Raw genomic sequence first — 6,151 nt, 5'->3', positions numbered from 1 at the left:
GCTCTGCTGTCACCCACGGGCAGGCGGACCGCGCGGAAAGCGCCACGCAGCCCGCGGAAGAGTGCCGAATGGCGGATGACATCAGCGAGACGCGTGCGCAACGATTCAATTGATGGAATTGGAACGCTTGATCGCCGCCCTTGCCGATCCGGCCTGCTATCCGGGGGCGCCGCCCGTCAAGGTGATGCAAACCCATGCGTCGGTGGTCTTCCTTGCCGGCGACCGCGCCTATAAGCTGAAGAAGCCGGTCAATTTCGGCTTTCTCGACTACTCCACGCTCGCCCGCCGCCGCGTGATGTGTCTCCGGGAAGTTCGGCTCAACCAGCGGCTCGCGCCGGACGTCTATCTTGGCGTGCGCCCCGTCGTTGAGCGCGACGGCGTGATTGCACTGGGCGGGACGGGCCAGCTAGTCGACTGGCTTGTCGAGATGCGCCGCCTGCCCGATGAGCGCTGCTTGCGCCACCTGGTCGTTGAGCGGCAGGTCGGCGAGGAGGAGATCCGCGCGATCGCGCGCCGCCTTGCCGCCTTCTATGCCGCGCCGGCGACCGCCCGAGGCGCTGCCCGCTACGGCTCGATCGCCGCCATTCGCGGCAACGCCGAGGAGAACTTTCGCCAAATTGTGCCGTTCGTCGGGACAGCGCTCTCGGCGGCAGCCTACGAGGAGATCGTCGCGACGGGGCGGGCCCTGCTGCGCGAGCGGCACGCGATCTTCGAGGCGCGGCGGGCTGCCGGCAAAGTCCGCGATGGCCACGGCGACCTGCGCTGCGAACATGTCTACCTCTTGCCCGAGATCGCCGTGGTCGACTGCATCGAGTTCAATCAACGCTTCCGTTTCGGCGACCAAGCGGGCGATCTCGCCTTCCTGGCGATGGACCTCGAAGCGCACGGCCGGCCAGACCTTGCCGGCGCGCTTGTTGCCGAATTCGAACGAGCAGCGGAGGACGATCTTTCCGGTGTCCTCGACTTTTTTGTTGCCTATCGCGCCTGCGTGCGCGGCAAGGTAGCGGCGCTGCGCGCGGCCGAGCCGGAGGTCGGCGACGAGGAACGCAGCTGGGCGCTCGTCGAGGCGGCGCGCTTCTTTGCGCTGGCGCGGCGGGTCGGGCGCGGCGACCGCGCCCCGCGCTTGATCATGATCTGCGGCCTGACGGGCGTGGGCAAGAGCGTCCTTGCGCAAGCGGTTGGGCGCATTCTCGGCGCGCGCGTGTTTGAGGCGGACGAGACCCGCAAGCGGCTGGCCGGTCTCGAGCCGACAGCCCATCGCGATGACGCGCTCGACGATGGGCTGTACGCGCCGGCGATGAACGCCCGCGTGTACGCCGCCCTGCTTGAAGGAGCGGCTGCCGAGCTTGCGGCGGGGCGGACGGCGATCCTTGACGCGACCTATCGTCGCCGCGCCGACCGCGCGGCAGCCGTCGCCCTCGCTCGAAAATTCGGAGCGCGACTGGTCGTTGTCGAATGCGTCGCCGACGATGCGACCTGCTTGGCGCGGATCGCGCGGCGGCGCGAGGACCCGGGGCGGCACTCCGACAGCCGCGCCGAGATCTACTTCGCTCAGCGCGCTGCCTTCGAGCCGCTCGACGAGCTGCCAGACCGGCTGACGATTGACACTCGGCTTCCCCTCGCTCGTCAGGCGCTCGCGGTCGTCGAAGCAGCGGGCTGACTTTCCCTCGCGGGACGCTCGCGCTGGTCCTTGCCGACATCTTGACAGGCGCCGGCCTCGCTGCTATTTAATTAGGACTACTAACGGATTTCCCTGATGGACGCGGATTCGCTCGAAGCAGGCGCGGGGCCGATCGCCGCACGGCTCGCGACTGCGCTCGCCAAGATCGGGCTGGCGCTGAAGAGCCGCGGCTGGCGCGAGGCGGGGCCGCGCGGTCTCTCGCCGACCCAAGCCCAGATCCTCGTCCAGCTGCGGCGGGGGCCAGCGAGCCTCGCGGCGGTCGCCGCCGCGCTTGGCGTGACCCCGCCGACCGCCAGCGATGCCGTCGCCGCCCTTGAGCGGAAAGGCTTCGTCAGCAAGCGCGTCGCGCCGGAGGATGGCCGCGCGATCCGGATCGCGCTCACCGCCGCCGGACGGGAGGAGGCCGAGCGTGCCGCCGGCTGGCCGGACTTTCTCGCCGCTGCCGCCGAGACGCTTGCACCGGAAGAGCAGGCGGTGTTCCTCCGCGCGCTCATCAAGCTGATCCGCGAACTGCAGGAGCGCGGCGAGATCCCGCTGTCGGCGATGTGCGTCTCCTGCGTCTTCTTCCGGCCGAACGTTCATCCCGACCCGCGCCGGCCGCATCACTGCGCTTTTGTCGATGCTCCCTTCGGCGACAGCGCGCTCCGTCTGGACTGTCCTGATTTTCAGCTTGCCCCGCCCGAGGCGCGCCAGACGGCTTGGCTTGCATTCGCCGGCGGCTCGCCGCCGCGCTAGAAAGGAGGAACGATGCAGACGACGGATATCCCCGGCTACGCCTACGGCCGCGTCCCGCGCTCGCCGCTGACGCTGGACGACCTCGCGAAGCTGAAAGAAGCGGTGCTCTTTACCGACGAGGATGTTGCGGCCCTGCGCCAGTCGTACGAGGTGCTCGCCGACCAAGTCGAAGACGTGCTCGATGTCTGGTATGGCTTCGTCGCCTCGCATCCCCATCTCGTTCATTTCTTCTCGAACGCGAAGACGGGCGAGCCGGACGCGCACTACCTCGCGGCGGTGCGCAAGCGCTTCGGCCGCTGGATCCTCGACACAGCGGCGGCGAACTACGACCAAACGTGGCTCGACTATCAGGACGAGATCGGCCGCCGCCATCACCGCTCTGGCAAGAACCGGACGGACGGCGTCGAGTCGGTCCCGAACATCGCCTACCGCTACCTGCCGGCGTTCATCTATCCGATCACGGCGACGCTCAAGCCGTTTCTTGCCAAAAAGGGACATTCCGCGGACGAGGTCGAGCGGATGCATCAGGCGTGGCTGAAGTCGGTCATCCTTCAAGTGGCGCTCTGGAGCCGGCCGTACGTCAAGGAGGGCGACTACTAGCTCGGCTGTTGGCGCAGCCACCCCGAGACGCTCCGGACGAGGGCGACGGCGATGCTGCTTTCGACCTAGAGGAAGGCGAGATAGTCGCTCAGCGCACCGCTGGGCGGGGAGCCGGGCGCAGCGCCGGAAAGGCGAACAGCATCGCGCCGAGCCAGGTGAACATCCTGAGGTCGACTTTGGGCCGGCCGCTCAGGACGCTGCGGGCGAGGCCGAGGACGACCAGCGCAAGCGCCCACCGGACCGCCCTCACGAAGAGGGCGGAGCCGACCGTCGAGAACGAGCGGCTGACCCTGACGTCAACGTCGACCCGGCCGGGGACGGCGCCGGCCGGGTCGGCCTCGATCAGCAAGCCCCCGGCGAAGTTCAAATGGAGCGGGACGGGCGCGCCGGCGAGCTCGCCGGCGCGCACAAGCTGCGGGAAACCAGCGTCGGTATCGAAGGGGAAGTGGGTCGGCTCGCCGTCGTAGGTCGAAATCGCGACGTCGATCGCGGCTGCCCGCGCGGCACGATGCGGTCGGGCGCGCCCGCTGCGGCGTTGACAGTCAGCCGCAGGTCGCGGCGGAGCGACCGACCATCGGCAGCGAGCAGCGCCGGCTGCTCAGCGCGCGATCCAGATGCTGTCGAAGTTGTACTGGGTCGGCGTGGTCAGCTTGAAGTTCTGCACCTTCGGCGAGAAGATGTTGGCGCTGTTGAGCGTCACCAGCCAGAGTTGGGGCACGTCAGCGCGCATGACGCGGTTCGCCTGCTTGTAGATCTGGGCGCGGCGGGCGGGGTCGCGCTCGGCGAACGCTTCCGCGAACAGACGGTCGAACTCCGGGTTGCAGTAGATGCCGAGCCCTTGGCCGCCGGGCGGTGCGCAGGTATAGGCGTTGCGCGCCGATTGGAAGAAGCCGTTAGTCTCGCCCGTGACGAGGGGGAAGAAGTCGGCCTTCTGAGCGCGGCCGAAATACTTGTCGAGAAAGGCTGCCTGGTCGTTGATGATCAGCTCGACCTCGATGCCGACGTCGCGCAGGTTGCTCTGGATGGCGAGCACCATTTCCTGCGGGATCTGGCCCGGCTGGATGTCCATCTGGACCTTAAAGCCGCTAGCGTAGCCGGCCTCGGCGAGCAGCTGCCTCGCGCGCGTCGGGTTGAAGGGAACCGGCTGGACAGTGTCGTCCCACCACGGCGAGCCGGGCGTGCCCATCTGACCGACCGGCCGGTTGAACCCCTTGAAGATCCCCTTCGAGATCGCCTCTTTGTCGACCGCGTAGTTAATCGCTTCGCGGACGCGCTTGTCCTTCAGGGGCGAGTTCTTCGCCTCGTAGGTGCTGTAGGGGAAGTTGACGTGCGAACTGGTGCGCTCGGCTTGGACGATCTGCATGCCGGCGCGCTGCATCGCCTCGATCTGGTCGGCGGGAAAGTTGCCGGTGATAAAGTCGAGTTCGCCGGTGCGCAGCCCGTTCAACTGCTGCGCCGGGTCGGGGATGTAGCGGAAGATAATCTCCTCGAGCGGCGTGTCGCGGAAGGCGTGCTTCTGCGGCCGCTTGCGGAAGCGGATAATGTCGCTGCTGCGGTACTCGACCAGTTCATACGGCCCGCTGCCGACCGGCTTCTGGACAAACCCGTCGAACCCGACTTGACTGAAGTACGCCTTCGGGATAATCCGGAACGACGCGGCGTTGTTCGGGATTGCCATGTCAACGGTCCGCAGCCGAAACTCGACGGTGTAGGGGTCGAGGGCAACTGACCGCTCGACTGAGCCGAACAGCGCTGTCTGCGGCCAGCGCAGTTCGAAATAGGTGTTCATGGTGAAGACGATGTCCTCGGCAGTGAGCGCCGAGCCGTCCGGCCATTGGACATCGCGGCGGAGGTTGAATGTCCAGACGAGGCCGTCGGCCGAGACGGACCAGCGCTCAGCGACGGCCGGCTCGGGGATGAAGCCGGGGCCGAACTGGGTGAGCGTGTCGTAGAGCGGCGCGTAGAACTCGGGGAAGAAGGTGCCGCCTTGAGGCGTCATATTACTCGGACCGGAGCTGGTGCCGACGCGCAAGATCTGGCGGTCAGCGCGGGCCGGCGCGGTCGGGGCGGCAGTCGCACCAGGAGCGGGTGCGCCCGGGGTCGCCGGTGCGGCGGGCGCGCAGGCGGTCAGGATGACGGCGCTGAGGGCGATCCAACGAGGGAGACGCATCGGGCTCCTCCTCTCTGCCAACAATGAGCCGACGTTGCCGGCGACGACCAGCCGCTAACAACGAGCCGACACTGCCGGCTAGTGTATAGAGAAACTGTTGACCGTTGCGACATTATTCCAAGGAGCGCCTTGGCGCTCGGATCGTGCCGAGGTCCCGCCGCAGGAGGACAGGCAAAGCGGAGACGATGCGACGGCTCAGCCGTTTGTTCAGCGCGCACAGTCTCGGGCGGCGCAAGACGGCCGCGTCTCGGCACGTTCTGTCTCGGTCGCCGAGATGACCCGCAGCGCGCCACTGCGAAGGCGGCAGGAGCGCGCTCGAAGAATGCGGCGACACCGCCGCAGCGGCTGAACCGGTCGGTGGGGAGTGCCCGGTTTCTCCGGGTCGAGAAGACAGCGCGACTGGCGCCGCAGCGCCGACGCAGTATCCTCGGAAGGCGCCGGCAGCGGGTACGCTGAGGTTTTCGGCAGCATACTGCCTGCTCAGCTGCCGACGCTGCTCCTCGCCGCAGCGCGTGCCAAGCGCTGCGCCGCCCTCTTCCCGCTTCCTCCTGCTCGCGATGCGAGCGCAGTTCCCATTGCGGCGGTGCCGGTCGTCGCGCGGCCGACCACGATCGACGGCGTCGGGACATCGCGCTCGATGGAGAGGGAGCGCGACGCATCCTCTCCGTGACGGGGGATGTCGCGTTCCCTTGATCAACCCGCCGTTAGCAGCGCAGAAAGTAGGTCGGGCCGGGCGGTTCGCTCCCTCGGGCTGGTGACGCCGGAGGTGACAGTGGCATGCAACGGCGCGGCAAGTCACGACGGGGCGGCTTCACCAAGAGCATTCATGGCTGGGAACACTGTCGTCAGCAACACCTCGTGTTGCGAGGAGGGCAGCGACCTGAGCGCCTTCAGTACCGCCGTGGTCAGGCGAGCCGTTTCCGCCGCACTCTCTCCTTCCGCCGGCTGCTGGGCGATGACGGGAT

Annotated in this window: 5 protein-coding genes; 3 read left to right on the top strand and 2 right to left on the bottom strand. The window is 67.8% G+C overall.

The genetic code is table 11. From position 1 onward, the window contains the following. Positions 1-112 precede the first annotated feature (112 nt). From NZ773_16005 to NZ773_15995, 3 genes are all read left to right on the top strand, one after another. Positions 113-1,660 carry an AAA family ATPase gene (locus tag NZ773_16005; GenBank protein ID MCS6803431.1) on the top strand — a complete coding sequence of 516 codons (1,548 nt, stop codon included), beginning with the start codon at positions 113-115 and terminating at the stop codon, positions 1,658-1,660. 96 nt (positions 1,661-1,756) lie between these two features. Continuing rightward, positions 1,757-2,416 (top strand): MarR family winged helix-turn-helix transcriptional regulator, encoded by a 660-nt coding sequence (locus NZ773_16000; protein ID MCS6803430.1) that lies wholly within the window; start codon positions 1,757-1,759, stop codon positions 2,414-2,416. 12 nt (positions 2,417-2,428) lie between these two features. Continuing rightward, on the top strand, positions 2,429-3,016 hold the full coding sequence (locus tag NZ773_15995) for a protoglobin domain-containing protein (protein ID MCS6803429.1): 588 nt from the start codon (positions 2,429-2,431) through the stop codon (positions 3,014-3,016). 88 nt (positions 3,017-3,104) lie between these two features. Here the strand turns inward: NZ773_15995 and NZ773_15990 are convergent, their stop codons facing one another. After that, positions 3,105-3,503 (bottom strand): DUF4436 domain-containing protein, encoded by a 399-nt coding sequence (locus NZ773_15990; protein ID MCS6803428.1) that lies wholly within the window; start codon positions 3,501-3,503, stop codon positions 3,105-3,107. 111 nt (positions 3,504-3,614) lie between these two features. Then, positions 3,615-5,186, bottom strand: coding sequence for an ABC transporter substrate-binding protein (locus tag NZ773_15985; GenBank protein ID MCS6803427.1), 1,572 nt, complete (start codon positions 5,184-5,186; stop codon positions 3,615-3,617). Positions 5,187-6,151 lie beyond the last annotated feature (965 nt).

Source organism: Dehalococcoidia bacterium (assembly GCA_025054935.1).
GTDB lineage: Bacteria > Chloroflexota > Dehalococcoidia > SpSt-223 > SpSt-223 > JANWZD01.
This window is presented reverse-complemented; position numbering and strand designations above follow the sequence as displayed.

What these genes read in the sequence shown, in the direction of transcription:
- NZ773_16005 (MCS6803431.1), top strand. Translation starts at nt 113, where the DNA reads ATGGAATTGGAACGCTTGATCGCCGCCCTTGCCGATCCGGCCTGCTAT.
- NZ773_16000 (MCS6803430.1), top strand. Translation starts at nt 1,757, where the DNA reads ATGGACGCGGATTCGCTCGAAGCAGGCGCGGGGCCGATCGCCGCACGG.
- NZ773_15995 (MCS6803429.1), top strand. Translation starts at nt 2,429, where the DNA reads ATGCAGACGACGGATATCCCCGGCTACGCCTACGGCCGCGTCCCGCGC.
- NZ773_15985 (MCS6803427.1), bottom strand. Translation starts at nt 5,186, where the DNA reads ATGCGTCTCCCTCGTTGGATCGCCCTCAGCGCCGTCATCCTGACCGCC.